This is a genomic window from Nocardioides sp. S5-5, from assembly GCF_054954065.1.
The window spans coordinates 2,412,128-2,437,930 of sequence record NZ_CP199913.1; the positions used below are offsets into that span (position 1 = coordinate 2,412,128).

A 25,803-nucleotide genomic window follows, 5' to 3' on the forward strand; every position below is an offset into this window, starting at 1 on the left:
GAGATCGGTGAAAGAAATCCGCGATCACTGGATCAGGACCGGCGCGGGGACGCACTGGTGAGGGGACACCACCCCCCAGCAGAAGGCCCGACCCACCGATGAACGTGCGCATGCACCCCTCCAGCCAGGCGCCCAGCCGGCCGGACGGATCGGTGCGCTCGGCCGCCGACCTGCCCACCTGGCCGGTCGCGGTGCTGTTCGGCGGGCTGCCGCTGTGGTGGGTCAGCGGCGTGCTGGACGTCGTGACCATCCCGTTCGCGCTGCTGATGGCCTGGCTGCTGACCCGCGCCGACGGCGTCCGGGTGCCGCGGGGGTTCGGCTGGTGGCTGCTCTACTGCGCCTGGGCGCTTGCGTCGGTCGTGATGCTCGACCGGGCCGCCGGGATCGTGCTCTTCGGCTACCGCTGGCTGCTGTGCGTGGCGGCCGGCGTGATCTTCGCCTACGTCTTCAACGCCCGCGCCACGCTGACCTCGCGCTACCTCTCGGGCACGCTGACCCTCTGGTTCCTCTACGTCACGCTCGGCGGCTACCTCGGGCTGGCGCTCCCGACCGGGTCGCTGCGCACCCCGGCCAGCCACCTGCTGCCGGGGGCCGCGCGCGCCAATGAGCTGATCGGCCAGATGACCGTGCGGCCGTTCGCGCAATACAACCCCAACGGCTTCCTCGAGGTGTCGCCGCGGCCCACCGCGCCCTTCCTCTACACCAACAACTGGGGCAGCGTCTACTCGCTGCTCGCACCGTTCGTGGTCGTCTACCTGCTGCACACCTGGCGCACCCGCCGCGGTGCCGCGGTCGCCGTCCTCCTCCTCGTCTCGACGATCCCGGCCTTCCTCACCCTCAACCGCGGCATGTTCATCAGCCTCGGCATCGCGGTGACCTACCTGGCCGTCCGGGCCGCGCTGGCCCGCAAGCTGCGGATCGTCGCCGTGGTCGCGCTGACCGCGGTGCTGGGCGTCGTGCTGTTCAACGTGCTGCCCGTCAGCGAGCGGATGGGGCTGCGGCTCAACGAGGAGGCCGAGGGGACCAGCAACACCGCCCGGATCTCGCTCTACGAGCAGTCGGCGGCCGCGGTCATGTCCTCCCCGCTGCTCGGTCACGCGACGCCGATCCCGTCGGCCAACCCCGAGGAGCCGAGCGTCGGCACCCAGGGCCAGCTGTGGATGCTGCTCGTCTCCCACGGGCCGGTCGCGGCGCTCGCGTGGGTCACCTTCTTCCTCGCGATGTACGCCCGGGGTCGCCGCCGCGGCGACCCGATAGGCGTCGCGGCCTGCACCACGCTCCTCGTCGGCACCGTCCAGCTGCTCTTCTACGGCATGTTGCCCTACGGCCTGCCGCTGCTCATGGTCGCCGCCGCCGTCGCGGCCCGCGGTCGTGAGCTCCCCGCCACCACCGAAGGAGACCTTCCATGATCGCGACGGCCTGGCCCCGCGTCGGCGTGGTGATCCCCACGCGCAACCGTCCCGAGCTGCTCCGCCGGGCGATCGCCTCGGTCGCCGCGCAGGACTACCCGGGCGTCGTGGAGACCGTCGTGGTGTTCGACGGCACGACGCCCGACGCCGACCTGGCGTCGTACGACAGCGCTCGGCCGGTCCGCGTCGTCGCCAACGACCGCACCGCGGGGCTGTCGGGCGCCCGCAACACGGGGATCGTGGCCCTCGACACCGAGTACGTCGCGTTCTGCGACGACGACGACCACTGGCTGCCGTCGAAGGTGGGGCGCCAGGTCGCGCGCGCCGAGCAGCCGGACCGTCCCGAGATGGTGACCTGCTCGATCACCGTCGACTACGACGGCACCCGCACCGACCGCTTCGCGGGGACCGACACGGTCACCCACGCCGAGCTCACGCGGTCGATCTACGCGATGCTGCACTCGTCGTGCTTCTTCTTCGACCGCCGCGTGCTGGTCGAGGAGATCGGCCTGATCAACGAGGAGCTGCCGCAGAGCCAGCTCGAGGACTGGGACATCAAGCTGCGCGCCGCCCAACGCCGCCCGATCGCTCACATCGACGAGCCGCTGACGGTGGTGCAGTGGGGCCGGACCTCGATGTTCGCGCGTCGCTGGGACTCCAAGAACGCCGCCCTGCGGGCGATCCTGCAGCTGCACCCGGCGATCGCCGACGACACCCGGGGCGCCGCGCGCGTCTACGGCCAGCTCGCCTTCGGCACGGCCGCGGCCGGTGAGCGCGCCGAGTCGTGGCAGTGGATCCGGCGCACGGTCCGCACCGATCCGCGTCAGTGGCGGGCCGCCGTCGCGCTGGCGGTCCTGCCCCACCCGCCCAATGCGGAGCGCGTGCTCAACACGCTGCACCGGTTCGGGAGGGGCGTGTGAGCACGCCGACTCGCCACGACCCCGACACCTCGACCCCGACCGCCTCCAGCAGACAAGGAACCCGGACAGTGAGCGCAGACCTGCAATCCACGGTGGAGATGGGACGCCTCGTCCTGCTCCTCCGGCGCCGCTGGGCGGTGGTGGCGCTGGTGACGGCCGGGCTGATCGCCGCCGCCTGCCTGTGGCTGGTGGTCGCGCCGAGCTCGGCGACCGCGTCGACCCAGGTCAACGTCAACGTGATCTCGACCGACCCGTTCGCGGCCCAGCGCACCTCCTCGGACCTGATCGACGCGGCGACCGAGCGGCAGATCGTGCTGTCCTCCGAGGTGATGGACCGGGCGGCGGCCGATCTGGGCAAGGGCACCACGGCCGGCTCCGTGCGCGGCGGTCTCGACGCCCAGATGGTCACCGGCTCCACCGTGATGCGGATCAGCTGGACCGGCGCGAGCCCGCGCCACGCGCAGGCCGTAGCCGACGCGGTCGCCACGGAGTACCTCGCCTACCGCGGCGAGCAGGCCGCCGCCCGCCAGCAGGACGCCCTCGAGCCGCTCCTCGCCCGCCGCGACGCGCTCACCGCGCAGCTGCAGCAGACCGAGGACGGTCGGACCGCGATCCTCAGCGAGCTCAACCTGGTCCTCAGCCAGATCACCAAGGTCTCCGGCCTGGCGACCTCCGGCGGCACCGTCCTGGTGAAGGCCGCTGACGCCACTCCGACCACCGGCACCAAGGCGTCGACGCTGCTGCTCGGCGCCGGCGTGCTCGGTCTGATCCTCGGCGCGGTCGCGGTCGTGCTCGACGACATGGTGCGCCGCCGGGTCTACGACGGCGGCGACGTCGCGGCCGGCAACGGAGGTCCACTGCTCGCCCGGCTGCAGGCGCGCGGCATGGCCGAGCTCGACGACCCGACCGACGCCGACGCCCTGCGCTCGGTCTGGCACCGGCTGCGGATCCAGATCGCCGACGACATCCCGGTGATCTTGGTGATCGGGGCGTCCGTCGGCGCGCCGGTCACCGAGGTGGCCCGGGCGCTCGAGCTGGCGGCGGCCGCCGTCGACGACGCGAGCCCGCAGGTGTCGCGCCGGGTGCGCGCGCTGGCCGTGCCCGCCGAGGAGGGCTACGCCGTGGCGCTCTCGCTCGCACCGCGCGCGACGGTCGTCGTCCTCGTGGCCGAGGACGGGCGGACCACCGTGCGGTCCCTGGCCACCCTGGCCGACCACCTGCGCGCCGTGGGCGTCGAGCCCGCCGGCACCATGGTGGCGCACCGGCTCGGCGAGGCCACCGCCTCCGCGGAGCCGGCCCCGGCCGCCCCGGCGCCTCAGAGCGCCCCGGCCGCCGAGCTGCGAACAGAGGACGCACGATGAGCATGCTCGCCGAGCGTCGCGAGGCCGCGCCGCGCTGGATGAAGGACGTCGCCAACCTGACCACCCGCGGCTACGCCCTCGGGACGTCGGGCGCACGACCGGGGCCGGACTTCCTGGTCGTCGGCACGAAGCGTGGCGGCACGACCTCGCTGTACAACTACCTCCAGCAGCACCCGTCCCTGCTCGGGCTGTTCCCGCAGCCCCGGGGCCGCAAGAGCACCGACCACTTCTTCGCCTCGGGGCAGCGCAGCGACCGCTGGTACCGCTCGCACTTCCACACCCAGGCCTACCGGGCGCGCGTCGCACGTCGCGAGGGCGAGCGGCCGCTCGGCGGCGAGGCGTCGCCCTACTACCTGTGGGACCCGAGGATCGCCCGGCGGGTGCATGCGGCCTACCCGCAGGTCAAGGCGATCGCCCTGGTCCGCGACCCCGTCGAGCGGGCCTGGTCCCACTACCAGGAGCGCACCGAGAACGGCGTGGAGCCACTCGCCTTCGCCGACGCCCTGATCGCGGAGGAGTCCCGCACGGCCGGTGAGCTGGAGCGGATGCTCGCGGACCCGGCCTACCACAGCACGGCGCACGACTGGTACGCCTACCGTGCCCGCGGCGTCTACCTGCCCCAGCTGCGGAACTGGCTCTCGGTGTTCCCGGCCGAGCAGCTGCTGGTGCTGCGCAGCGAGGACATGTACGACGACGTGCAGTCGGTCTTCGACCGGATCTGCGCCTTCCTCGGGGTCCGGGAGTTCGCGCTGCCCGACGTGCGAGCGCGCAACGCCAGTCGCACCAAGTCCTCGGTGCCGGAGCCGTGCCGCCGCGAGCTGGCCGAGTTCTTCGAGCCCCACAACCGCGCCCTCGAGGAGTTCCTCGGCCGCGACCTGGGCTGGACCACGCCGGGTTCGCTGCGGTGAGCGGCCTTCATCCTCAGCCCGGATCCACCGACCTGGGCGCGCTCGCGCACCTCGTCGAGCAGCTGTGGGCGCCGGCGTTCGCCACGGGCGACCTGCGCCTCGAGCTCGGCCGGGGCGCGACCCCGGGCTGGGAGGACGTCGAGACCTACCGGGCGCTGCCGTCGATCGCGGCCGCGACCATGCTGCTGCCCGCCGCGGACCGCCGGGTGCTGGCCGGCTCGCTGCTCAACTTCCGGCGGCTCCGCGACGCCCGCACCCAGGTCCAGCGCCGAGTGCTCGGCTCGGTGGTGGGCGGCGGCCTGCCGCTGCCGTTCCCGCACGTCCGGGTGCAGGCACGCGCCGGCGCCGACCGGGTGCCGCTGCTGACCGAGCAGGTCGCGGCCGACCTCGGGCTGCCGCGCGTGCATGCGTCGATCGGGGTGCGCACCGGCTCCAACCGCAAGGCGACGCTGCAGCTCGTCGACGACACCGGCGCGGCCGTGGGCTTCGTCAAGCTCGCCTGGGACCGGGCCAGCACCGAGGCCGTGGCCCGGGAGGCCGCGGCCCTGGGCGAGCTCGACGGCGGCGCCGGCGGGGTCCGGGCGCCGCGCCTGCTGGCGCGGGGGACCTGGCTGGAGCGGCCCTACCTGGTGACCGCGCCGCTGCCGGCGGCAAGCCGCCGCCCGGACCCCGCCCGGCTGCCCAGCGCGGAGGAGATCTTCGCGCTGTGCCCGGTCGAGCGCCGCGACCGGGCCGGCCGGACCACCCAGCTCAACGACCTGCGAGACCGGCTCGACGCGCTGCGCGACGCCGGGGCCGACATCGAGCTGGTCGACGCCGTCACCGACCTGCTGCTGCGGATCGCCGACGTCGAGGTGCCGGTGGCGGCCCGCTGGCACGGCGACCTCACCGCCTGGAACACCGCCCGCGACGAGCAGGACCGGCTGTGGTGCTGGGACTGGGAGTCGTCCGAGGCCGACGCGGTGGCCGGGCTGGACGCGATCCACTGGGTCGCCGGCGGCGCGACGCTGACGGGTAGCCGCTACGACGGCGCGCTGCTCGACACCGCGCTCGCCGAGGCCCGGCCCGCGCTCACCGCCGCCGGTCACTCGCGGGACACGGCGCTCGTCGTGCCACTGCTCTATGTCGCCACGCTCGTCGAGCGCGCCGTCTCGCTGGCCGCCGGGAACGGTCGCTGGGACGACGCCTGGCTGCGTCGCGACGAGGCGGTCGCGCTCGTCGCCCACGCCCGCTCGCTGGCGCCGGAACGGGCCGGGGCCGATGTCGGCCGTTGAGACCACCCGACCGGAGGTCGGCGCCGAGCTCCGCTCGGCCGCCCGCGGCGGCGTGGTCACCGTGGCCGGCGCGGCCACCAGCACCGCGATGGGCTTCGTGCTCACGATGGTCCTGGCCCGGCAGTTCGGCGCCACCGGCGCCGGCGTCGTCCAACAGGTGATCGCGGTCGCGACCCTGGCCCTGGCCCTCGGTCGGGTCGGGACCGACACCACCGCGGTCTGGCTGCTGCCGCGGCTGCGGACCCAGCAGCCGGCCCACCTCCGCGCGGCCTGCGCGACCCTGCTGGTCGTCGCCGCCCTCGGCGGTACCGCCGTGGCGCTCGTGTGGCTCGCCGTCGACACGCTCGGCGGCGGAGCGGTCCTGGGCGATGCCCGGGTCGACGACGGGTTCTCCGCGGTCGCCTGGGCGCTGCCCTTCGGTGCCGTGATGATGACCGCGCTCGCGGCGACCCGCGGCTTCGGCGGCGTGCTGCCGTTCAACCTGATCGGCAACATCGCCGTCCCGGGTCTGCGTCCGCTCATCGTGATCGTGATCGGCGCACTCGGCGGCTCAGCCGTCGCCGCCGCCACCGGGTGGGCGGTCGTCCTGGTCCCGGGCGCCGTCCTCGCGGTGCTGGTGCTCGCTCGTCGTCTGCGCGGCGCCGAGCGCGCGCTCGGCACGCCCGGCACCGCGCGACCGCCCCGGGCGCTCGTGCGCCAGATCTTCGGCTTCGGGCTGCCGCGCACGGTCTCGACGCTGCTCGAGCAGGCGCTCGGCTGGCTCGACGTCGTCCTCGTCGGCATCCTGCTCGGGCCGGCGGCCGCCGGTGTGTACGGCGTCGCGTCCCGCTTCGTCGCGGGCGGCCTGGTCATGATGACCGCGCTGCGCATCGTGGTCGCCCCGCAGTTCAGCGCCCGGCTCGCGGCCGGTGAGAACGCCGAGGCCGGGCGGCTGTACGCGATCACCTCGACCTGGATCGTCTTCTTCGGCGTGCCGGTCTACGTGTTGCTCGCCTGCTTCGCCCCCTTCGTGCTCTCCATCCCCGGCCCCGAGTTCGCCAGCGGCCGCATCGCGATGGTCGTCCTCTGCGTCGGCGGTGTCGCGCTGCTCGCCGCCGGCAATCTGCAGTCGCTGCTGCTGATGACCGGCCGCAGCGGCCGGGCCCTGGTCAACAAGGTCGTCGTCGTCGCCACCAGCATCGGCTGCAACCTGCTCCTCATCCCGGCCTGGGGGATCGCCGGCGCCGCCGCCACCTGGGCGCTGTGCTGGATCCTCGACGGCCTGCTGTCGGCGGTCCAGGTCAGCCGGCTGACGGGGATCCGTCCCTCGGCCGGCCGGATCGCGATGGGGGTGGGTGCCGGCGCGGCCGTCGCCGGCCCCGCGGCGCTGGTCGGCATCGCGGTCGGCGGGCAGTCGCTCGCCGGCTTCGGCGTCGCGCTGCTGCTCACCGGCGTCGGCATCGTCGTCGCCGCGCGAGTGGGCCGCGGCTTCTTGCACCTCGACCAGTTCTCGGGCATCGTGCGCCGGCGCAGCGGGCGGTCAGGAGGGTGACGGCGAGGAGGACGGAGAGGCGATGCCGTCCCGTCACGCGCTCCTCCGCACCCAGGTGCGCATCGAGTCGACGAGCAGCGTCGACCGGCCGCCGGACCAGTCGTCGCCGAGCCGGGGCTGGCCGCCCCAGCCGCCGACCTGGAGGTTGATCCGCAGGTTCCAGCGCTTGCCGGCGTCGTAGTAGTCCTCATACCAGCTGGGGGAGCCCGCGCAGAAGGCCGAGGTGACCTTGCCGTCGATCCACATCACGATCAGGCCGGGAGTCTTGCGGATGACGTAGTCGTGCCAGCCGGTGCCGGTGCGGTCGCCGAGTCCGGCGAGGTCGAAGCGGCGGGCGGAGACCTGGTGGCGGGCGCCGTAGGCGGTGTGGATGCTCTGGCTGATCCGGGCGGGCTCGCCGGGCCGGCGGGTGGTCTCGGCGAGGTCGATCTCGCCGCCGCTGCGGTCGGTGGGGCGCAGCCACAGCGGCGCGGCCCACAGGCCCTGGCGGGAGGGCGCCTTGGCCCGGATGCTGACCTGGAACGTCGTGGGGAGCGAGTAGCGGCCGTTGGTGTCGACGAACCCGGAGGTGAAGCTCCGTCCGCCCGCGGACTCCTGGCGAGCGGTGATCGCGAGCCGGCCGCGACGGGTGGAGACGTTGCGCCCGAGCAGGTACGACGACTCGTGGTCGAGTCGGGTCCGGTCGCGGACGTTCCAGATCTCGGGTCGGAGCCGGTCGAAGCCCTCGTTGAGGTCGGTGCGCCACTTCGCGGACCTCCTCGGCAGGTCGACGCGGAGGGTCGAGCGCGAGCGGCCGAGCAGGCAGCCGCGGCTGGCGGCGGGGACCTGCTGCAGGTCGGCGAGGGTGAGCGGGCCCGAGGGCGTCGGCGCGGCGCTGGGCGTGGGCGCGGCGGCGCCGTGCGCCGCCGCGTCGGAGCCTTCGAGGCCCTCGAGGCCCTCGAGGCCCTCGGAGCGCAGACCCGCGTCGTCGAGCCGCACCACGACCACGGCGACCGAGAGCACGGCCACCAGCGCCAGCCCGAGCCACACCCGGCGGCGGCGACGGGGAGGGGCGGGCATCGGCCGGAGTCCCTCCCATGTCGGAGCCGGGGTCAGCGAGGTCATCCCGCGCCGGTCGCGAGTGCCTGCAGCCGGAACGTGATGTCCGGGGTCGCTCGGTAGTTGAGATGCGTCTCGACGGCGATCTCGTTCGCCCCCGGACGCAGCAGCGCCAACGGTACCTCGACCACGACCGGATCCGCCTGCGCCACGGCATCGCGGATGGCCGCGGTGGCATAGGTGGTGGAGGTCAGCGGACCCGCGGGCAGGTTCTTGCGGGCGACCTCGACGCCGTTGACATAGACCGCCGCACCGTCGTTGGCGACCGCTATCAGCTTCAGCGAGGCCAGCGCCGAGGGGTCGGCGACCTCGACGGTGTGCCGGAAGTAGGCGGCGAGCGGGCGCTCCTGGGTGGTCGCGAAGGTGTCGATCGGGGTCGCGATCGAGGTGGTGCCCCAGCCCAGGGTGGCGGAGCCGGTGGACCAGGCACTGTCGTCGAACTCCGGTTGTGCCCAGCCCTCGCCGGGCGCCGCGGCCCGGTACCACCAGGACCAGGCGGCGTCGACCGGGACCAGCTCGCTGACCTGGGCGACGGTGAGCACCGGCGTGCTCGCCGAGACGTTCCCGGCGCGATCGGCGGCACGGACGAAGTAGCGGGCGGTGCCGTCGTAGGGAAGCGTGACGGTGGTGGCGGTCGTGGTCGCGATCGGGCGGTCGCCGCGCAGCACCTGGTAGCGCACCGCGCTGGGGTCGCTGCTCGCGTCCCAGCCGAGGGTCACCGTGTCGCTGGTCTGGCCGACGACGCGCAGGTTGCCGGGCCGGGAGGGCGCGGTGACGTCGCGCGGACTGAACCGGGCGAACCCGCCCGAGGGGTCCTTGGCGCTGCGTGCGGAGGAGGCGGTGACGAGGTCGCCGCCCATCCAGACCCGGCCGTTGGAGTCGGCCGTGATCGCCCAGATGCCGCTGCCGATCCGCGACTTGAAGGTGGGCGTGAAGCCGGGGATCCGCTCACCGGTGGCGGCGTCGAAGGCTCCGGCCCAGTGGATGGTGTCGGCCTGGCTCCACGGGCTGGAGTTCAGCGGCCACGTGACCGCGTCGGTGTAGGAGTTGGAGTTGCAGTGGCACCCGGCGTACATGACGTCGCCGTTGCGGCCGAAGGCCTGCAGGTCGCCGTGCGGGTCGAAGATGGTGGTCTTCTGTCGCGCGAAGGTCGTGGGCGAGAAGCCGAACATGCTGTGCTCCGAGCCGCCGACCCAGATCTGGCCGGGGCCGGTCGCGACCGCGCGCTGGTAGTCGTTGCTGCTGCTCCAGGTCGGGTTCCAGGCCGGGGTGGCCAGCGAGCCCGTGCCGGCCACCAGCACGGCCGCCGCGCGCCGCGCGGCGACGGTGCCGCCCTTGGCCTGGGAGAAGAACCCGACCGCGTAGACCTGCGCGGAGTTCTCCGACCCGGCGACGCTGGCCACGGTCCCGTTGAGCTCGGGGTTCCAGCCGGCGACGGCCGAGCCGTCGGCGACCCGCAGCAGGCCGAGGTTGCGCATATAGGCCCAGTTCGACTGGCTGCCGCCCTTGAGGTGGGTGAAGCCGCCGCCGACGACCAGGTTGTCGCCGACCACGGCGAGCGAGCGCACGGACGCGACGCCGCCGGTGAGGCGGTTCTCGACCTCCGTCGACCAGCCGGTCGCGGTCTCGCCGGTCAGCGGGTCGAGCGCGACGATCGCCGTGGCCGGCGCTCCGTTCACCCGGCTGAACAGGCCACCGGCCACGATCCGGCCGTCGGGCAGGGTGGCCAGGGTGCGGATCTGCTGGTCGAAGGTGGGACGGAACGACGAGATCCACTCGCCGGTCGCGACGTCGAAGGCGGCCAGGTAGGGCTGCTCCCACTGGCTGCCGTCGTCGGCCGTGACATAGCGGAAGTTGCCCGCGACGAACATCCGGTTGCCGGACTGGGTGAAGGCCTGGACCTCGACGTCGCCCTCGGCCGAGGCCGGCGACGCGACGCCGGTGACGCCCCAGTTGAGCGAGTCGGCCAGCGAGGCGGCCTGCGCCGGCTGCGTGACGGCTGCCGTGCCGGTGTCGGGGATCGCGGTGAACGCGGTCGAGGTGACGTGAGGGCGCAGGTAGACCTGGGTCACCGGCAGGGCGCTGCCGCCGTTGGTGGGGGAGTAGAGGTAGGCCGAGTTCGCGCTGGACCCGATCGCCTTGGTGCCGTAGCCGAAGCCGTAGTTCCATCCGGTGATCTCGCGACTGCGGGTGTCGACCCACGTCCAGGTGCTGTCGGTGCCGAAGGTGTTGCTCGTGCCGCCGGTCCTGGTCGTGCCGGCGATCGTGTACGACGTCAGCGGATGCACGGCGTCGAAGCTCCACACCCACCGGTCGCGCTTGGCCAGCTTGAAGCGGGTCTCCTGCCAGCTCGAGCCGGCGTTGTTGGCCGCGCGGCGCAGCCGGATGCCGTCGCCGAGCGCGTCGACCCGGCCGCCGTCGAGCAGCTGGTCGATCGTCGTGCTCGCCATCTGGTGGACGTCCTGGCCGCCGGCGTACCCCGGGTCGAGCAGACCCGCGTCGGCGTTGCGGCCGTCGTAGTCGGTGGTCCACCCGTTGCGGCCCTTGCCGACCAGCACCCAGCCGCCGCCGTCGGTCGTCTGGTCGCAGTAGGCCTGCATCGGCTCGGCCATGGCGGGGGTGAGCAGCCAGTAGGCGCCGCTCGGGGCGCTGGACCGCTTCTGCTTGATCTCCCAGCAGGAGCCGGCTGCGGTCTCGGGCGCATTGCCGAGCTGGGCGGGTGCGATCGTCTGGCTCGCCACCGAGACTGCTGCCGCGGCGGAGGTCGGGTCACCGAGCCCGACGAGGCCGGCGCCGAGGGCGAGGGTGCTGAGGATCGCGGCAGGGACGCGAAGGTTGGGCAACGGGGGATCCTGACGTGTCGGGCATGGGAAGGTGTGGCCCATGCGGGGACGAGTCTGCTCGGCGCGGGCGCTCGAGGTCCTCAGCAACTTTGTTGAAGAAGAGACGGGGGCACGGTGAGACAGGTCACATCGCGAGTCGGGCTGGTGCTGGTGACGGTGGTCCTGGCGGCGGGCTGCTCGGGCGGCGAGGATCCGGGCGGAAGCGCTGCCTCGAGTGCGCCGGCCGAGGGAACCGACGCGACCCCGAGCGGCGGCGCCACCCCGGGCGGCCCCTCGAGCGGTCCGCCCTCCGCAGGCCCCCAGGTCCGCGGCAAGGGCGTGCCGGCCGCGACCGCGTCGGAGGCGACGGACACGGTGGGCAAGGCGATCATCTCGCTGAACGACGCCTTGGGCACTCCGGCCGAGGCGTCCTCGATCCTCGACGACGCGGTCGTCACCGGCGCGGCCCGCGAGGCGCTGCTGGCCCAGGCCGCCGAGTACGAGGAGAACGGCTGGACGGTGAGCGGCCAGCCGAGCATCGTGCGCACGGTCGTGCGGGGGCAGGGCACCCGGGTCCGGGTCAAGGCCTGCGTCGACCAGTCGGCGGTGGTGGTCACCGACGGTGCCGGCAACCGTCTGCCGACCGGCACGGGTGCGGCGCGGACCTGGATGATCTTCACCCTGGTCCAGGCCGGCTCCGGCTGGCAGGTGGTCGAGCAGACCTTCCCGGCGGACCCGGACTGCTGATCGGGAGGCTCAGGCGACGTGCGGCATGGCCAGCGGCGCGCCGTCGAGGACCCGCCCGCTGCGCCGGATGACCCTGAGCGCGGCCGCCTCCAGGAGGTGCTCCAGCGCCAGCTCGCCCGGCTCCGGTACGGCGACCACGAGCCCGCGCTCGGCCAGGCCCTGGACCATCCGCACCTGGTGGTCGTCGACGTGCTCGCCGTGCTCGGCACGCCGCGGCAGCACCACGGGGACCTTGCCCGCGTCGAGCGCGGTGAGGATCGAGCCCGCGCCGCCGTGGGTGATCACCACGTCGGCGGCCCGCATCGAGGTCGTCATCTGCTTGGCGGTGAGCCACTGGTTGCGCTCGGCGCCGTCGCTGCCGAGCGTCTCGCCGACCTGCCAGGTGACCTCGACGCCGGCGGGGACCGCGGCGACGATGGCGTCCACCGCGCGGGGGAAGGGGAAGTGCTCGCTGCCGAGGGCGACCATGGCGCTGCGCAGCGACACCTCCTCGAGGTCGTCGGCCAGCTCGAAGGCGCTGAAGGCGTCGAGGCCGTGCTCCCAGGGAGCGGGCCAGCCCGGCTGGGGGGCCAGCAGCCGCGCCTTCGGCAGCATCGCGGCCAGCCGACCGGTGACCGAGGGGCTGTCCATCCGGGCCACGGACTCGACGTACAGGATCGGTGTGCGCAGCAGCGCGGCGGCCAGCAGGTGCGGCGTCGACTGGGCGGCGCCGGTCGAGACGACGACGCAGGGCCGCAGCCGGCGGTGCAGCGCGACGGCGAAGCGCAGGTTGCGCAGGGCCTTGAGGTACTCGCCGGAGCGGACGAGCGGCGACCACGTGACGCTCTCGCGAGCCAGGCGCTCGTCGGTCTGGATGTGCCGCGGCACGACCCAGTGCCGGCCCGCCCGCGGGACCTCGAGCGCGTCGACGACGAACTCGAGCTCGTTGAAGTGACCACCGACCGACGACGTCAGCAGGACCGGCCCCTGCCGGTGGGCACGGTCCGGGCGGACCAGGTCGGGTGCAGTCGTGGCCATGCTCCGAAGCAACCCCAGCAGGGCGCCGCGGTGGTGCTGGATGGGAAACCTTCAACAATCTTGCCGAAAGCGATGGATCAGACGCCGCAGATTCCTGCACTGGAGAGGGGAGCACCGGGAGCCCGGGGCTCGGTGAGACCAGCTCGACAGTGAGGAACCACGATGACGACACGCCAGGCCCCGCCGCGTCCAGCACCGCACGCGAGGCCCGCCCGTCATCTCGGGCACGTCGCCGCCGACGCGCAGGTCCGCCGCTACCAGGCGCAGCTGCACGAGATCAACGCCACCGTCGCCGGCCTCGCGTCGGCCGCCGAGCTGTTGCCGATGCTGCCGGCCGGGGAGCGCGACCGCTTCGAGGCGATGATGCTCAGCGAGCTGCGCCGCCTCCAGCGGGTGGTCGCCGGCGAGCCCGAGACCACCGGGGGCGAGATCGCGGTCGACGAGGTCGTCGCGCCCCTGGTCGCCGCCCACACCGCCCGCGCCCGCCGGGTCCGGTGGCACGGCTCCGGCCTGCACGCGGCCGGCAGCGCCGACGTGCTGAGCGAGGCGGTCAACGTGCTCCTCGACAACGCCGCCCACCACGGCGCGGCCGACGACATCCGGGTCGAGGCCCGCCAGCAGGCCGACCGGGTCGAGCTGCGGGTCCGCGACAGCGGCCCCGGCGTCCCGCCCGAGCTGCGTGCCGGCCTCTTCGGCTGGGGCCGGCAGCGCGAGGGCTCGACCGGACAGGGCATCGGCCTGGCCGTGGCCCGCGGCCGGCTGCGCGAGTGGAACGCCGACCTGCGCCTCGAGGACGTGGCGCCGACCACCTTCGTCATCGACCTGCCAGGCGCGTGCCGGTGAGCGCGGTCGGCACCGTGGAGCGCCGGGTCGCGATCCTCGACGACCACGAGCTGCTCGCCGAGTCGCTCGAGATCGCCCTCTCCGTCCACGGGTACGACGTGCGCCGGGTTCCCGTCCCGGCCGACGGCGGTGCGCCGCGGACCCTGGTGGACGCGCTGGTGCGGCTGCGCCCGCGGGTGCTGCTGCTCGACCTCGACCTCGGCAGCTTCGGCGACGGCGTCTCGCTGATCGCTCCGCTGCGCGAGGCCGGGGTGCGGGTCGTCGTACTGACGGGGGAGATGGACCGGGCCCGCTGGGGCCGGGCCCTCGCCGAGGGCGCGCACACCGTGCTGTCCAAGGCGAGCGCGCTGATCGAGGTGATCTCGACGGTGCGCCGGGTCGACGACGGCCACGCCGTGCTGACCCCGCAGGCGCGGGCCGAGCTCGTCGCGGCCTGGCGCGACCGGGTCGCCGAGCGCGGCGCCGACGAGGTCCGGCTGGCGCGGCTCAGCCCCCGCGAGGCCCGCGTCCTGGCCCTGCTGATGAAGGGCATGCACGTGCGTGACATCGCGACCGACCGCGTGGTCTCCGAGGCCACGATCCGCTCCCAGGTCCACGCCATCTTGACCAAGCTCGACGTGTCGTCGCAGCTGGCCGCCGTGAGCCTCGCGCACCGCAGCGACTGGCGCCCGCCGGCGCATGCGTAGCCCGATTCCGAGAAATCTCGGCGCGGGTGGATCAACCCGCGCCGCAGCCCGCACTGGAGAGGTGTCAGGTCGTTCGACCCCACCTCGCGGGCGACCTGACACCCCATCCATGACCGACACAGGGAGCAACTCCGTTGGCCAACCCGACTGATGACGCCGCCACGAACGCCGGCGACCCCGCGCCGGCCGAGAGGCCGAGCTGGCCGGCGTTCATCCCGCACCGCGAGATCGACGGCCTGCTCGAGCGCGTCGAGAACGCCGCGAGCCTGGAGCCGGCCGAGGCGGCGCGCCTGCTGCGCATGATCTCCAAGGAGGCGCAGCGGCTGCGCGCCATGGCGCTGCGGATGACCACGGAGAAGCTCGCGCAGGCCGACCGGGAGGCCAGCGGGATCCTCAGCGAGGCGCTCAACCACGCCGACTCGATGCGGAGCATCGGGCTCGCGACGCTCAACTCCCGGCTCGACGAGGCGGACCAGCTGATGGCGACGGTCCGCGAGGCCTTCCGCCTGGAGCTGCGCGCCACCGATCTCAAGGACGCCTGACCGGCGCCCTCGCTGACACCACCCGACGACCCCCTTCCCCTGGAGGAACCCGATGTTCAACCGCACGCGCAACCAGAGCGGACAGCAGTCCGCGATCGCCTCGGCCTTCGACGACGTGCTCGCCGAGCTCGGCTCGAAGTCCGAGGAGCCGGCTGCCGCCGATCTCCCCGAGACCACCGAGACCGCCGAGACCGTCGAGTCCACCCCGGCGGCGTCCGCGCCTGCCCCCTCGGTGACCGACCGGATCACCGAGCACGCCGACACCCTGCGCGCGACCCGCGACGCCCAGCACAAGGCCGAGGAGATGCTGGCCCTGGCCGCCACGGCGCGCAGCGAGGCGACCGACCAGGCCGAGCAGATCGTGCTCGAGGCCAAGACGGCCGCCGAGCAGGTCCGCGCCGCGGCCGACGAGGAGGCTGAGCGCACCCGCCGCGAGGCCGTCGACTGGGTCAAGGAGCAGCGCACCCGGGTCGAGAGCGCGACCGCGCTGCTGACCCGCAACGCCGAGCGCGACGCCGAGAACATCCGCACCGAGGCGATGCGCTCGGCGATGATCGAGGCCGAGCAGACCGCGCGCCTGTACGTCGGCGAGGCCGCCGCCCGCGGTGCCCGCGACGCCGAGGAGATCCGGGGCACCGCCCGGGAGGTGCTGCACCGCGCCGCCGAGCTCGGCGCCGACCTGCAGTCCTCCCTCGGCGAGCTGGTCCAGGTGCTCCAGCTGGCCACCGGCGCGGTCAGCGACCAGCTGCGGGCGATCGACGACCTGCTCGACGAGGTGCGCCGCGACTCGTCCCCCGCCGCGCCCGCCGCGCCCGAGCCGCAGGCCGAGGAGCCCGCCGCGGCGGCCGAGAGGGACCAGCCCGACGACGAGGCCGACCAGACCGAGAAGGCCGAGAAGGCCGAGAGGACCGGGGCGGAGGAGTCGGCCGACGGCTCCCGCACCCTCGGCGCGATCTTCCGCGACCAGGCGAGCTGACCGCTCTCCGCGCGCTTCCCCGCCACCGCACGACCCCGTACTTCCAGTGAGGACCAGCAATGACCACGACTCACCTTGACCCCACCGACCAGTCCTCGGTGTCGTCGGTGGCCCGAGGCGGCTTCCGGGCGCTCGGCGCCCTGATCTGGCGCCGTCGCTGGGTCGTCCTGCTGGTCTTCGCCATCGTCATCAACGCGGTGGCGGCCGGTCTGGTGATCGCTCCGCGGGAGTACACCGCCTCGGCCCGCGTGGCCGCGACGCCGCCCGCGACCGCGACCACGGGCTCGCCGGCCAGCTACACCGACCTGCTCGGCACCGTCGCGGACGTCGCCCGGTCCCGCCCACTCCTCGAGGACGTCGCCGCCAAGGTCTCGCACCGCTCGGTCGCCCAGCTGCGCGACGAGGTCGAGGGCAAGGTCATCCCCGGGACGGTCATCATCCAGGTCTCGGTCCACGACACCGACCCGGACCGGGCCGCCGAGATCGCGAACCTGGTCGTCGCGGCGCTGCCCGAGCACGACCCGAGCAGCGGCTCCTTCGAGTTCAAGGTGACCGAGGACGCCGTCGCGCCCGACCGGTTCAGCTCGCCGAACGTGCCCCTGACCGCGCTCGCCGGCGTGCTCCTCTCGCTCCTGCTCGCCATCGCGGCCGCGGCCGTCGTCGACCGGCTGTTCCGCACCGTCACCGACGTCGAGGAGGTGGGCGAGATCACCCAGACCGCCGTGCTCGGCGTCATCCCGAGGCCCGACGACCTCGACAGCGTGCCGGCCATCGAGCCGCGCGCCGACGAGTTCCAGGCGCTGCGGGCGCTGCGGATCGCGATCGAGTTCGCCAGCGTCGAGGACCCGAGCCGCCTGCTCGTGGTGTCCTCGGCCAGCACCACCGAGCCCGACGCGGGCTGGCTCGAGGTCAACGTCGCCGCCGCGCTCGCCGACGTGGGCCACCGGGTCCTGGTCATCAACGCCGACCGCGACGCCAAGGTCCACCCCGCGCTGGAGAACCCCGGTGAGCCCGGCCTGTACGACGTGCTCGCAGGCTCGTGCGACCTGCGCGACGTCGTCATCGACGGCCCGGCGCCGCGCATCGACGTGCTGCCGCTCGGCCAGGCCCACCTGGCCGCGCCCAGCCTGCTCGAGATGCGCTTTCGCGGGATGCTCGACGACACCGAGGGCCTCTACGACGTGGTGATCGTCCACGCCGCCTCCGTCGCGAGCTCCGAGGACGCCCGGATCATGGCGATCCACGGCGCGATGGTGCTCACCGTGCCCTCCGGCCGGGTCCACCCGCGCTCGGTCCAACGCGCCGTCGAGCACCTGCGCACGATCCGGCTCCGGGTCCTCGGCACCGTCCTCGTCGGCGCGCGTCCCGGTCGCCGCAGGCGTCGCCCCCGCTCGTGACCTCTCGGACCGACATCCCCGAGGAGGGGCATCGATGAGTACCACCGCCCAGGCTCCCCCCGACCGGTCGGAGCACCCCGAGACCTTCGCCGGCATGGACGGCTTCCTGGCCCATCTCGAGTACGCCCTCACCGTCGACCCCGACGAGGCCCCGCAGGTCCTGCGCTCGCTGGCCGACCATGCCCGCAGGGTGCGTGGCAGCACCTTCCACCGGACCACCGAGATGCTCGACGAGGGCAGCCGTGAGGCCGACCGGATCGTGGCCCGGTCGACCGCCCACGCGGCGCAGATCCTGCGCTCGGGGCTGGTCGCGCTCGACAGCCGGGTCGATGAGGCCGAGCAGCTCGGCGCCGCCGCCCGCGCGGCCGTCGAGGTCGAGCTGCGGGCCGGCCGGCTCGCCCCCGAGACCACGCGATGAGCGCCCAGCAGAGCTCGCCGGAGCTGGTCGGCCTCACCGCCGCGCCCGTCCCGCCCGTCCCGCCCGTCTCGAGCGACCAGGGCGAGGTGCCGTTCTTCGAGGTGCAGCGGCACAACCGCCTCCGCGGCGCCACGGAGGCGGTCGCCGCCGCGTCGCTGCTCCTGATGCTGCTGCCCGTGGTGACCCTGATCGCCGTACTCGTGGTCGGCACCAGCCGGGGGCCGCTGCTGTTTCGGCAGCAGCGGGTCGGCCACGGTGGCCGGGTGTTCGAGGTGCTCAAGTTCCGCACCATGTACGCCGACGCCGAGGCCCGCGCCGCCGAGGTGTTCGCCCAGCACAACGACGGCTCCGGCCCGTTGACCAAGCTGCGGGTCGATCCACGGGTCACACCGGTCGGGCACTGGCTGCGCCGGCTCTCCCTCGACGAGCTGCCCCAGCTGTGGAATGTCGTCAACGGCACCATGGCACTGGTCGGCCCGCGCCCGAACACCCCGACGGAGGTCGCCCGGTTCGCGCCCACCGAGCACCGCCGCCACGCGGTGCGGCCCGGCATGACCGGCCTGGCCCAGATCAACGGGCGCAGCGACCTGGACTGGGACGAGGCGATCCTCCTCGACCTCGAGTACGTCGACCACCGCTCCTTGCGGATGGACCTGCGCATCCTGCTGCGCACCCTGCCGGCCGTGTTCGGCGGCCGCGGAGCCTACTGAGATGCGGGTGCTGCACGTCGTCGAGGCCCTCGGCGGGGGAGTGCTGAGCTCGGTGCTCAGCATGGTCGACGCCACCTCCGACATCGAGCACCACCTGGCGATCTGGCACCGCCGCGACCACGCCGACACCGGCGACCAGCGGGCGGCCTTCGCCGGCGTCCACGATCTGCCCGGCCCGCCGCACCGCGCCGCCCGCTCCCTGCGCGAGCGGGTCGCCGAGCTGGCGCCGGACCTGGTCCACGCGCACTCGTCGTACGCCGGGGTGCTGGCCCGCTCCTCCGACCTCGGCGCCGCGGTCGCCTACAGCCCGCACTGCTTCGCCTTCGAGCGCACCGACCTGGGCACGGTGAGCCGGGCGGCGCTTCGCGAGGTCGAGCGGTCGCTGGTGCGGCGTACCGACGTCCTGGTGGCGTGCTCGCCCCACGAGGGAGCCCTCGCGGCCGAGCTGGGCTTCCGGCGGGTGGTGACCGTCCCGAACCGAGCCCTCCGGCCACCCGACGTGCGGGTCCGCCGCGGCGAGCCCTTCCAGGTGGTCGCGGTCGGCCGGGTCACCGGGCAGAAGGACTGGCGGCACCTGATCGAGGTCAAGCGCGAGGCCGACCGCCAGGCCGCCGTCGCGGGCTCCGGCCCGCTGCGCTGGGCGTGGCTGGGCAGCGGTGACGCCGACGGCGAGGCCGCGTTGCGCGCGGCGGGCGTCGCGGTGTCGGGCTGGCTGCCGCGCACCGACGTCGTGGCACGCCTCGGCGCCTCGCACGCCTACCTGCACACGGCGGCCTGGGAGGGCGCACCGGTCAGCATCCTCGAGGCCGCGGCGGTCGGCCTGCCGATCGTGGCGCGGGCGATCCCGCCGCTGGTCAGCGACGACGTCCCCGGCCTGGAGCCGACCGTGGAGGGGCTGGCCGAGCGGCTGCTCGACCTGCGCGATCCGCTCGCCTGGACCCGGGCGCACCGCCGGTCGCTGGCGTTCTCCGCCGAGCACTCGGTGTCGGTCCAGCGCTACCGCCTCCACGCCGCCTATCGGCACGTGCCGGCCACCGCTCGCCCGGAGATTCGTCGGGCCCGGATGGATCAGGACCGGCTCCCCGACGCACTGGTGCGGTGAAGGCAGGCCCCGACGGGGGTCATCCCCCCTGACCAGAGCGGAGCACGACGATGACGCAGGCTCTCGATCCCGCGGCCGTGCCCGGGACCGATCTGTCGCAGCGGCTCCGGGTCACCGTGGTCCAGCAGGGCGGTGTCCTGGGCGGGGCCGAGCGCTGGCAGCTCGCGCTCGCCGAGGCGACCGACCGCCTGGACCTCGACGTGATCGCGCTCGGCGGCGGCCCCACCGCCGAGACCTGGCAGCGTCGCGGCGTCCGCGTGTCCACCGTGCGCTCGGAGCGGCGGGCCGCGCGGATCCCGCGGCTCGCCGCGCGGGTGGGCGCGGTACTGCGCTCCTCAGGGCCCGACGTCGTCGTCGCCCACGGGGTGAAGGCGGCGCTCGCCACCGCGCCGGCAGCTCGGGTCCACGGCATCCCCGTCGTCTGGGTGCGCCACGACGGCTCCTTCGCCGGTTGGCCGACCGCCCTCCTGGACCGGGCCACCGACGGGCAGATCGCCACCGGTGCCTGGCTCCTCGAGGGACGCCGGCTGAGCAGGTCCCTGCTGCTCAACCCGCCCCGGACCACCGGCCACCTGACCCGTGAGGAGGCCCGCATCGCGCTCGGCCTCGACGTCCCCCGTGGTCGGCTGGTCGCCGCGATGGGCACACGGATCGTCCACGGCAAGGGCATCGACGACGCCGTCCGGGCGCTCGCCGATCCCGCCACCGCCGCGTGGGATCTCGCGATCGCCGGCATCCACGACCCCGACGACCCCGGCGAGCAGGACCGGCTGACCGCGCTGGCGGCCGAGCTCGGCGTGGGGGAGCGGGTCCGCTTCCTCGGTGAGGTGCCGGGCTTCGGGCGCCTGGCCCGGGCCTTCGACGCCGTCCTGGTCCTCACCAAGCCCACCGAGGCCATGCCCTGGCATCGCGAGGCCTTCGGCATGGCCGCCTTCGAGGCGCTCACCGCCGGGGTGCCCGTCGTGGTCACCCCGCCGCTGGGCGCGATGGCCCAGGAGGGCGGCGTCGAGGTCCGGCCCGGCGCGCCGGCCGACGTCGCCGCTGCCCTGCGGGCGCTCGCGGACCCCGACACCCGTGCCCGACGCGGTACGACGGGCGCGCGGATCGCCGCGGCGTACCCCGACGCCCCGAGCGCGGCGAGCGCGCTCGTCGACTTCCTCGCCGCCCTCGCCCATCGTCCCGGCGTCGGCCTGACCTCGAACAGGCCCGCGATCAGCGTGGTCACGACGGTGCTCGACGACGAGGCCGCCGCCAAGGAGCTGCTGTCGGCGCTGGTGCCCCAGCTGGGTCCCCACGACGAGGTCGTCGTGGTCGACGGCGGCTCCACCGACGAGACCGTCGGCGTCGTGCGCGCCTTCGCCGCGTTCGACGACCGGATCCGCCTGCTCGTCGCGCCGGGCGCCGGGATCTCCCAGGGCCGCAACATCGGAATCCGCGCGGCCACCCACGACCGGATCGCCTGCACCGACGCGGGCTGCGTGCCCGCCCCGGGCTGGCTCGCCGCCTTCCGGCGCGCCTTCGCGCGGCACCCCGAGGTCGACCTGTGGACCGGCACCTACCGGGTCGAGGCGCGCCACCCCTGGGAGCACGCCCTCGCCGCCGTCGGCTACCCGAGCGTCGAGGAGCTGGCCCGACCGACGCTGCTCGCCCGCACCTACGGCCGCCTGTTCGGGCGCGCGTTCGACGCGTCCATGCCCACCGGGCGCTCGGTGGCCTTCGCCCGGGTCGCCTGGGCGGGCGTCGGCGGGTTCCCCGAGCACCTGCAGACCGGCGAGGACGTCCTGTTCGGCCGCAGCATCGTCGCCTCCGGTGGCACCGCCCGGATGGCGCGCGACGCCGAGGTGAGCTGGGCGCAGCGGCCGACCTTCCGCGCCAACCTGACCATGTACCGCCGCTACGGCGAGGGCAGCGGCAACTCGCTCGACCCCCGCCTCCTCGGTCGCGACCTCGCGCGGGTCGCCGCCTACACCGCGGCCGCGGGCATCGCGGTCCGGGGCTCGACGAGCGCGCGGGCGGCCGCCGGCGCCGGGCTGGCGGCGTACCTCTCCCTTCCGCTCGCCCGGGCCCTGCGGGGACCCGATCCGGTCCGCTCGGTCCCGTTGGTGCCGCTCGTCGCGGCGGCCCGCGACCTGGTCAAGGCGTACGGCGCGCTGTCGGCGGCCGTGCGGCGGGGGGACCGTTCGCGATGACGCCTCCGGCCCGCCTCCCGGTGCCCGCGCTGGCGGTCGTCGCCGCCCTCGCGGTGCTGCCGTTCGGCGGTGCCTTCTCGGTCGGGCTGAGCGTCGCCTTCGTCGCGATGAGCCTGCCGGCCGCGATCGCTGCCTGGCTCCTGATCACCGACCAGCGCCCGGTGCCGGCGTCGCTGCTGCTGCTGGGCCTGGCCCTGGGGATCGTGACCAGCGTGGTCGCGGCCGCCGGCGGAGTGAACCCGGCTGACGCGATCACCCGGGTCGTCATCGCCTGCATCGGCCTCGGCTACGCCGTCGGCCTGGTCATGGCCTACCGGCCCGGCTTCGAGCGCGGTGGCCTCGACCTGCTGGTCGTGATGGGCGGCTGTGTGGGTGCCGACGCGCTCCTCGGCGCGGGCGCGCTGCAGGCGGCCGCCGGGGGCTGGGTCGTCGACGGCCGGCTGACCGGTCCGTTCGCGCAGCCCAACGAGCTCGGCATCTTCTGCGCGGGACTGCTGCCCGTGGCGGTGACCTGTCTGGTGAGCGCCGGGTCGCGGGCGCGGACCGCCGTCCTGGCCGTGGCCACCTCCTGCATCGTCTCGGCCTGGGTGCTGAGCATGTCCCGCGGCGCCTGGATCGGCGGGAGCGTCGCACTGGTCTGCCTCGCCGTCGGGGTCCCGCGGACCCGTCGGCTGCTGCGGCGGGCGGGAGCGGCGGCGGTCGCCGTGTGCGCGCTGGCGCTCGTCCTGCCCCCGAGCCTCCCCCTGCTCGGCATCCTCGGCACCAGGCTGCGCTCGATGGGCGACACCGGAGCCAACGAGTACGACGCCCGGCCGCTGATCTGGGGCGAGGCGTGGCGGCAGATCTCGGACCGCCCGTGGCTCGGGGTCGGCCCCGACGGCTACCGGGTGGCCGCGACCGACTCCGTCAGCACCGTCTCGGCGTACGGCGCCGACCATGCCCACGACCTCTATCTCACCGTGCTGGTCGAGCGCGGTGTGCTCGGCATGAGCGCCGGGATCATCGTCCTGGCCGGCTGCCTGCTCGCCGCCCGGCGCCACCTGCTCTCCCGAGCCGGCGCCGACGAGGAGTCCGCGGTCCTCTCGGCCCGCAGCCTGGCCGTGCTGGCCGGGCTGCTGGCGATCGCGGTCCACGGGGTGTTCGACATGCCGCTGTGGAACCCGATCGTCTACGGACTCACCTGGACCCTCCTCGGCATGGCCGTGCTGGCCGAGACCGTGCCGCTCGTCCGCGCCGTCCCCACCCCCAAGCAAGAAGCGAGGACCACCCCATGACCACCGCAGGACAGGCCCAGCGACAGCGCGAGCGCTGGCGACACATCGGCATCCTGGTCGGTGGGCTCACGCTGGCGGTCGCCTTCGGGATCCAGCTGATCCTGCTGATCCCGACGACCTACACCGCCACCAGCGCGGTCGCGCTGCGTCCGCTCTCCGCGGACGTCCCGGCCGACACCGTCGAGATGCTGGCCCACGAGTACGGCGTCTCGCTCAGCTCCGCGGAGACCGCCGACCTCGCCCGCGCCGCCTCGGGCCGGGGGGCCGGCTCCAGCGACGCGGACGTGTCGGTGAGCACCGTGCAGGACCCGGGCACCGCCACGCTGCGGATCGTCGTCTCCTCGACCAGCCGCACAGCGGCCATCGAGGCGGCCAACGAGCTCGCGTCGTACGCCGTCGCGCAGGGCGACGACGACACCACCACCCACGTGGTGCCGGTGGTCGAGGCGGGCGTCGCCGGCGTGACCTCGGTGCCCCCGCGCAAGCTCTACATCGCCGCCCTGCTCTGTCTCGCGGCGCTCGTGCTCGCGGGCGGGCTGTACCGGATCCGGGAGCGGACATGAGGATCCGGCCGCCGGCCCGGGTGCTCATGTACCACGGCGTCGACCACCTGGCCCGGGAGCGCGACCCCCACGGCATGTTCGTGACCCCCGCCAACTTCCGCGCCCAGATGGAGCATCTGCTCGACGCCGGCTTCGTCCCGGTGACCGAGCCGGCCTATCTCGCCGCGCTGGCGGGCGCCCCGCTTCCGCGCAAGGCGGTGCTGATCACCTTCGACGACGGCTACCAGGGTGTGGGGGAGCACGCCGCGCCGATCTTGGAGGCCCTCGGGATCCCCAGCGTCCTCTACGTCCCGGTCGACCTGCTGGGCGGCCGGGCCGAGTGGCTGGACGAGGGGCTGCGCTACCCGCTGCTGTCGGCGGAGGAGGTGCGGGAGCTCCGTGCCCGGGGGATGGCGATCGGGGCCCACGGCCTCGACCACGCCGACCTGACCCGGATGGACGACGCCGCGCTGCGTCACCAGGCCCGCGAGACCCGCACGGCCCTGGCCGACCTGCTCGGCGAGGAGGTCGCGAGCTTCGCGTTCCCCTTCGGCGCGCACGACGAGAGGGTGCGGGCCGCGGTCGAGGCGGCCGGCTACCGGGCGGCGTTCTCCGTCCACGAGCCCGCGGGCCGCTTCGGCATCCAGCGCGTCGACGTCAACGCCACCGACACCCTGCGCACGCTGCGGGTCAAGCTGCACGGCCTCTACCCGGCGGCGCGGCGCACCTCGCGGCACGTGCCGCGCGCCCGGCGCCTGGTCCACGACCTCCTCGGCAGCGCGTACGACGCGCCGGGCGCCGCCGTCGGCACCGGCCGGCTCGAGGCGGCGACATCATGAGACGGCTGCTGCGCCGTGCGCTCGTCGTGCTCGCCGTCGTCGTGCTGTGGGTCGCCGGCACCCTGGTCCTGCAGTGGACCACGGCGCAGTCCGCCGACCGCGCGGCCGCGCCCCGGCCGGCTGCCGCGCCCCGTGCCCAGCCCGCGGAGCCGACACCGACACCCGCCGCCGCTCCCGATCCCGAGCTGGGCGTGCAGCTCTCCGCTCACCACCGCCCCGGCCCCGGCTACGCCCGCAAGGTGCTGGCCCGCCTGGCGAGGTCGGGTGCGGGCTGGGTCCGGGTCGACGTCGGCTGGGCGACCCTCCAGCCGACCCGCTCGGGTCCCTTCGAGCGGTGGTACGCCGAGCTGATCGACGACGTGCTGGCGAGCGCGCGCGACCACGACCTGCGGGTGATCCTCGAGTTCTGGCAGACCCCGAGCTGGACCAGCCCCAACGGGAGCCTGTACGCCCCGCCCAGCGACCCCCGCGCCTACGCGCGCGCCATCGGCCGCGCCGCCCAGCGGTGGGGCCACCTCGTGGACGCCTGGGAGATCTGGAACGAGCCGAACTTCGAGGGCTTCTTCGAGGGCGCCGACCCGCAGACCTACACGGACCTGCTCTGCGCGGCCTATCCCGCCGTCACGGAGTACGACGACGCGCCGGTCCTCTTCGGCGGCATCATGTACAACGACGCGCCGTGGCTCACCCGGGCCTACGAGGCCGGCGCCGCGGGCTGCTTCGACGCCGTGGCGGTCCATCCCTACATCGGGCCCAGCGACGCGGCGCCCGAGACCGCGTCGGTCGGCGCGGTCTGGCGGCTCACCAGCACCCCCATGCTCCACGACGTCATGGAGCAGTGGGGCGACGGCGGCAAGCAGATCTGGATCACCGAGCTCGGCTGGTCGACCGGCACCGAGAACGACGGCAACGCCTGGGACCGTCCGGTCTCGGTCCCGCAGCAGGCCGACTTCCTGCGCCGGGCCGTGCGGCTGGTCCGCACCGAGTACCCCTATGTCGGCCCGATCATCTGGTACCGCGACGTCGACGGGTCGAGCAGCCGCTACCAGGACGGGTTCGGGCTGATGCGCGCCGACCTGACGGCCAAGCCCGCGCTGCGGGCCTTCGAGGCCGCCGTCCGCGGAGACTGAGTCTGCCCCGGGCTCCGAGCGTTCTGGCCCTCCTGGCGCCCCATCGTCAGGAGGGCCAGAACTTTTCC

The 25,803-nt window shown here is 74.4% G+C and carries 23 protein-coding genes; 20 read left to right on the forward strand and 3 right to left on the reverse strand.

All coding sequences use genetic code 11. The features are described 5' to 3' along the window. Positions 1-110 precede the first annotated feature (110 nt). From ACUP6Y_RS11335 to ACUP6Y_RS11360, 6 genes are all read left to right on the forward strand, one after another. Positions 111-1,409 carry an O-antigen ligase family protein gene (locus ACUP6Y_RS11335; protein ID WP_462556418.1) on the forward strand — a complete coding sequence of 433 codons (1,299 nt, stop codon included), beginning with the start codon at positions 111-113 and terminating at the stop codon, positions 1,407-1,409. After that, complete coding sequence (locus ACUP6Y_RS11340; protein ID WP_462556420.1) at positions 1,406-2,329, forward strand: glycosyltransferase family 2 protein; 924 nt, start codon at positions 1,406-1,408, stop codon at positions 2,327-2,329. The genes ACUP6Y_RS11335 and ACUP6Y_RS11340 overlap by 4 nt, the downstream gene beginning before the upstream one ends. Before the next feature lie 68 nt (positions 2,330-2,397). Next, the gene (locus tag ACUP6Y_RS11345) at positions 2,398-3,690 is read left to right on the forward strand and encodes a Wzz/FepE/Etk N-terminal domain-containing protein (protein ID WP_462556422.1); all 1,293 of its coding nucleotides are present in this window, start codon (positions 2,398-2,400) and stop codon (positions 3,688-3,690) included. Continuing rightward, positions 3,687-4,598: a sulfotransferase family protein gene (locus ACUP6Y_RS11350; RefSeq protein WP_462556424.1), complete on the forward strand. Its 912-nt coding sequence runs from the start codon at positions 3,687-3,689 to the stop codon at positions 4,596-4,598. The genes ACUP6Y_RS11345 and ACUP6Y_RS11350 overlap by 4 nt, the downstream gene beginning before the upstream one ends. After that, positions 4,595-5,872 (forward strand): hypothetical protein, encoded by a 1,278-nt coding sequence (locus ACUP6Y_RS11355; protein WP_462556427.1) that lies wholly within the window; start codon positions 4,595-4,597, stop codon positions 5,870-5,872. The genes ACUP6Y_RS11350 and ACUP6Y_RS11355 overlap by 4 nt, the downstream gene beginning before the upstream one ends. Continuing rightward, on the forward strand, positions 5,859-7,403 hold the full coding sequence (locus tag ACUP6Y_RS11360; protein WP_462556430.1) for an oligosaccharide flippase family protein: 1,545 nt from the start codon (positions 5,859-5,861) through the stop codon (positions 7,401-7,403). Before ACUP6Y_RS11355 ends, ACUP6Y_RS11360 begins: the two co-directional genes overlap by 14 nt. 33 nt (positions 7,404-7,436) lie before the next feature. On the opposite strand, the gene ACUP6Y_RS11365 is transcribed toward ACUP6Y_RS11360, so the two are convergent. After that, on the reverse strand, positions 7,437-8,462 hold the full coding sequence (locus ACUP6Y_RS11365; protein ID WP_462556432.1) for a glycoside hydrolase family 16 protein: 1,026 nt from the start codon (positions 8,460-8,462) through the stop codon (positions 7,437-7,439). 41 nt (positions 8,463-8,503) lie between these two features. Continuing rightward, complete coding sequence (locus ACUP6Y_RS11370; protein ID WP_462556435.1) at positions 8,504-11,344, reverse strand: fibrinogen-like YCDxxxxGGGW domain-containing protein; 2,841 nt, start codon at positions 11,342-11,344, stop codon at positions 8,504-8,506. 114 nt (positions 11,345-11,458) lie between these two features. Between ACUP6Y_RS11370 and ACUP6Y_RS11375 the strand changes: the two genes are divergently transcribed. After that, positions 11,459-12,070 carry a hypothetical protein gene (locus ACUP6Y_RS11375; RefSeq protein ID WP_462556437.1) on the forward strand — a complete coding sequence of 204 codons (612 nt, stop codon included), beginning with the start codon at positions 11,459-11,461 and terminating at the stop codon, positions 12,068-12,070. Between the two features lie 9 nt (positions 12,071-12,079). Here ACUP6Y_RS11375 and ACUP6Y_RS11380 read toward each other — a convergent pair whose 3' ends face one another. Continuing rightward, positions 12,080-13,087, reverse strand: coding sequence for a glycosyltransferase (locus tag ACUP6Y_RS11380; RefSeq protein ID WP_462556440.1), 1,008 nt, complete (start codon positions 13,085-13,087; stop codon positions 12,080-12,082). 162 nt (positions 13,088-13,249) lie between these two features. Between ACUP6Y_RS11380 and ACUP6Y_RS11385 the strand changes: the two genes are divergently transcribed. The 13 genes from ACUP6Y_RS11385 to ACUP6Y_RS11445 all read left to right on the forward strand — a co-directional run bounded on the left by ACUP6Y_RS11385 (position 13,250) and on the right by ACUP6Y_RS11445 (position 25,735). Beyond that, positions 13,250-13,930: a sensor histidine kinase gene (locus tag ACUP6Y_RS11385; RefSeq protein WP_462556443.1), complete on the forward strand. Its 681-nt coding sequence runs from the start codon at positions 13,250-13,252 to the stop codon at positions 13,928-13,930. After that, complete coding sequence (locus ACUP6Y_RS11390; protein ID WP_462556446.1) at positions 13,927-14,616, forward strand: LuxR C-terminal-related transcriptional regulator; 690 nt, start codon at positions 13,927-13,929, stop codon at positions 14,614-14,616. Before ACUP6Y_RS11385 ends, ACUP6Y_RS11390 begins: the two co-directional genes overlap by 4 nt. 134 nt (positions 14,617-14,750) lie before the next feature. After that, positions 14,751-15,158 carry a hypothetical protein gene (locus tag ACUP6Y_RS11395; protein WP_462556449.1) on the forward strand — a complete coding sequence of 136 codons (408 nt, stop codon included), beginning with the start codon at positions 14,751-14,753 and terminating at the stop codon, positions 15,156-15,158. Positions 15,159-15,210: 52 nt separating this feature from the next. Continuing rightward, complete coding sequence (locus ACUP6Y_RS11400; protein ID WP_462556451.1) at positions 15,211-16,134, forward strand: hypothetical protein; 924 nt, start codon at positions 15,211-15,213, stop codon at positions 16,132-16,134. A gap of 59 nt (positions 16,135-16,193) precedes the next feature. Then, a complete protein-coding gene (locus tag ACUP6Y_RS11405) occupies positions 16,194-17,531 on the forward strand; it encodes a tyrosine-protein kinase domain-containing protein (RefSeq protein WP_462556454.1) in 1,338 nt (445 codons plus the stop codon). Positions 17,532-17,565: 34 nt separating this feature from the next. Further along, positions 17,566-17,949 carry a hypothetical protein gene (locus tag ACUP6Y_RS11410; RefSeq protein WP_462556457.1) on the forward strand — a complete coding sequence of 128 codons (384 nt, stop codon included), beginning with the start codon at positions 17,566-17,568 and terminating at the stop codon, positions 17,947-17,949. Beyond that, entirely contained in the window at positions 17,946-18,659 is a 714-nt protein-coding gene (locus ACUP6Y_RS11415) for a sugar transferase (RefSeq protein WP_462556459.1), read from the forward strand. The genes ACUP6Y_RS11410 and ACUP6Y_RS11415 overlap by 4 nt, the downstream gene beginning before the upstream one ends. A gap of 1 nt (position 18,660) precedes the next feature. Continuing rightward, entirely contained in the window at positions 18,661-19,761 is a 1,101-nt protein-coding gene (locus ACUP6Y_RS11420; protein ID WP_462556462.1) for a glycosyltransferase, read from the forward strand. A 50-nt stretch (positions 19,762-19,811) separates the two neighbouring features. Next, positions 19,812-21,950 carry a glycosyltransferase gene (locus ACUP6Y_RS11425; RefSeq protein ID WP_462556465.1) on the forward strand — a complete coding sequence of 713 codons (2,139 nt, stop codon included), beginning with the start codon at positions 19,812-19,814 and terminating at the stop codon, positions 21,948-21,950. Then, positions 21,947-23,224, forward strand: coding sequence for an O-antigen ligase family protein (locus ACUP6Y_RS11430; protein WP_462556467.1), 1,278 nt, complete (start codon positions 21,947-21,949; stop codon positions 23,222-23,224). Before ACUP6Y_RS11425 ends, ACUP6Y_RS11430 begins: the two co-directional genes overlap by 4 nt. Further along, positions 23,221-23,787 carry a YveK family protein gene (locus ACUP6Y_RS11435; RefSeq protein ID WP_462556469.1) on the forward strand — a complete coding sequence of 189 codons (567 nt, stop codon included), beginning with the start codon at positions 23,221-23,223 and terminating at the stop codon, positions 23,785-23,787. Before ACUP6Y_RS11430 ends, ACUP6Y_RS11435 begins: the two co-directional genes overlap by 4 nt. Continuing rightward, positions 23,784-24,605: a polysaccharide deacetylase family protein gene (locus ACUP6Y_RS11440; RefSeq protein WP_462556472.1), complete on the forward strand. Its 822-nt coding sequence runs from the start codon at positions 23,784-23,786 to the stop codon at positions 24,603-24,605. The genes ACUP6Y_RS11435 and ACUP6Y_RS11440 overlap by 4 nt, the downstream gene beginning before the upstream one ends. Beyond that, on the forward strand, positions 24,602-25,735 hold the full coding sequence (locus ACUP6Y_RS11445; protein ID WP_462556474.1) for a cellulase family glycosylhydrolase: 1,134 nt from the start codon (positions 24,602-24,604) through the stop codon (positions 25,733-25,735). Before ACUP6Y_RS11440 ends, ACUP6Y_RS11445 begins: the two co-directional genes overlap by 4 nt. Positions 25,736-25,803 lie beyond the last annotated feature (68 nt).

What these genes read in the sequence shown, in the direction of transcription:
- ACUP6Y_RS11445 (WP_462556474.1), top strand. Translation starts at nt 24,602, where the DNA reads ATGAGACGGCTGCTGCGCCGTGCGCTCGTCGTGCTCGCCGTCGTCGTG.
- ACUP6Y_RS11425 (WP_462556465.1), top strand. Translation starts at nt 19,812, where the DNA reads ATGACGCAGGCTCTCGATCCCGCGGCCGTGCCCGGGACCGATCTGTCG.
- ACUP6Y_RS11385 (WP_462556443.1), top strand. Translation starts at nt 13,250, where the DNA reads ATGACGACACGCCAGGCCCCGCCGCGTCCAGCACCGCACGCGAGGCCC.
- ACUP6Y_RS11415 (WP_462556459.1), top strand. Translation starts at nt 17,946, where the DNA reads ATGAGCGCCCAGCAGAGCTCGCCGGAGCTGGTCGGCCTCACCGCCGCG.
- ACUP6Y_RS11410 (WP_462556457.1), top strand. Translation starts at nt 17,566, where the DNA reads ATGAGTACCACCGCCCAGGCTCCCCCCGACCGGTCGGAGCACCCCGAG.
- ACUP6Y_RS11405 (WP_462556454.1), top strand. Translation starts at nt 16,194, where the DNA reads ATGACCACGACTCACCTTGACCCCACCGACCAGTCCTCGGTGTCGTCG.
- ACUP6Y_RS11335 (WP_462556418.1), top strand. Translation starts at nt 111, where the DNA reads ATGCACCCCTCCAGCCAGGCGCCCAGCCGGCCGGACGGATCGGTGCGC.
- ACUP6Y_RS11400 (WP_462556451.1), top strand. Translation starts at nt 15,211, where the DNA reads ATGTTCAACCGCACGCGCAACCAGAGCGGACAGCAGTCCGCGATCGCC.
- ACUP6Y_RS11380 (WP_462556440.1), bottom strand. Translation starts at nt 13,087, where the DNA reads ATGGCCACGACTGCACCCGACCTGGTCCGCCCGGACCGTGCCCACCGG.
- ACUP6Y_RS11360 (WP_462556430.1), top strand. Translation starts at nt 5,859, where the DNA reads ATGTCGGCCGTTGAGACCACCCGACCGGAGGTCGGCGCCGAGCTCCGC.
- ACUP6Y_RS11350 (WP_462556424.1), top strand. Translation starts at nt 3,687, where the DNA reads ATGAGCATGCTCGCCGAGCGTCGCGAGGCCGCGCCGCGCTGGATGAAG.
- ACUP6Y_RS11340 (WP_462556420.1), top strand. Translation starts at nt 1,406, where the DNA reads ATGATCGCGACGGCCTGGCCCCGCGTCGGCGTGGTGATCCCCACGCGC.
- ACUP6Y_RS11435 (WP_462556469.1), top strand. Translation starts at nt 23,221, where the DNA reads ATGACCACCGCAGGACAGGCCCAGCGACAGCGCGAGCGCTGGCGACAC.
- ACUP6Y_RS11365 (WP_462556432.1), bottom strand. Translation starts at nt 8,462, where the DNA reads ATGCCCGCCCCTCCCCGTCGCCGCCGCCGGGTGTGGCTCGGGCTGGCG.
- ACUP6Y_RS11440 (WP_462556472.1), top strand. Translation starts at nt 23,784, where the DNA reads ATGAGGATCCGGCCGCCGGCCCGGGTGCTCATGTACCACGGCGTCGAC.
- ACUP6Y_RS11420 (WP_462556462.1), top strand. Translation starts at nt 18,661, where the DNA reads ATGCGGGTGCTGCACGTCGTCGAGGCCCTCGGCGGGGGAGTGCTGAGC.
- ACUP6Y_RS11430 (WP_462556467.1), top strand. Translation starts at nt 21,947, where the DNA reads ATGACGCCTCCGGCCCGCCTCCCGGTGCCCGCGCTGGCGGTCGTCGCC.